The following is a 1,032-nucleotide window of genomic DNA, read 5'->3' as shown; positions in this document are numbered from 1 at the left end:
CGCGCTGCTGCTCGCCCGCCTCCAGCCGTTCCTGATCGGGCTGTCGGCCCGCTGGGCCGCCGGACGGACCGGCGCCATCGGGTTCCTCGGCCTGGCCCGCGCCGCCCGCGGCAGCGGCCGGAACTCCCGGCCCTCGGTACTGCCGCTGCTCGCCCTGGTCCTCGCCGTGACCTGCGGCGCGACCGGCGCCACCGTGCTCAGCTCGGTCAAGGCCGACCGCGCCGAGATCGCCCGCTACAACATCGGCGGCGACGCCTCGGTCGCCGCCCGCCTGGACAGCACCCTGCCAGAGGCCTTCCTCACCGCCGCCGACCGGCTGCCCGGCGTCCGCACCGCACTGCCGATCTGGATCGAGGACGACGTCACCATGTCCATCGGCAGTGGCAATTCGGTCCGCGTCAACGTGGTGGTGGCCGACCCCGTCAAGTACGCCGAGGTCGCCGAGACCGCCGGACGCGGCCGCTTCGACCCCGCCGTGTTCGCCGACACCTCCGGCAAGCGGGTGCCCGCCCTGGTCAGCAGCGACCTGCCGAACGGCGACTTCGAACTCCGGCTCGGCGGCGGCGAAGCCGTCCCGATCCGCACCGTCGGCGTCTCCGACGGCACCCCCGCCCTGAACGGCGCGGTCGGCGTCAACGTCCTGCTGCCGCTCGGCCCCGCCACCGACCTGCTGCCCCGACTCGGCGGCCCCGACAAGTGGCTCGCCACCGGCAACCTCGACGACGCCCGACTCCGGGCACTCGCCGAGCAGTTCCTCGGACCGGCGGCCACCGACGGCAAGCCCGGCCACCAGGTGCGGACCACCACCGGCGAGGCCGCCGCCATCGGCGCCGACCCGCTCCAGACCTCCGCCGAGCGGATGTTCTGGGTCTCCGTCGCCGCCACCGCGCTGTTCGCCCTGCTGTCCGTGCTGCTGACGCTCCTTCGGGCCGGGCCCGAGCGCGCCGCCACGCTGGCCCGGCTGCGCACCATGGGCCTGCGGCCCCGGCAGGGCCTGGCGCTGATCCTCGCCGAAGTCCTGCCGCAGTCCCT

The 1,032-nt window shown here is 75.5% G+C and carries 1 pseudogene; it reads left to right on the top strand.

Annotation, left to right across the window (positions count from 1 at the left end):
* Window positions 1–1,032 (top strand): annotated as a pseudogene (locus KCH_RS42245) (hypothetical protein); the annotation flags it as partial.

The organism is Kitasatospora cheerisanensis KCTC 2395 (assembly GCF_000696185.1).
GTDB classification, from domain to species: Bacteria; Actinomycetota; Actinomycetes; order Streptomycetales; family Streptomycetaceae; genus Kitasatospora; species Kitasatospora cheerisanensis.
Note: the sequence above shows the minus strand (reverse complement) of the source record. Positions and strands in the feature narration are given on the sequence as shown.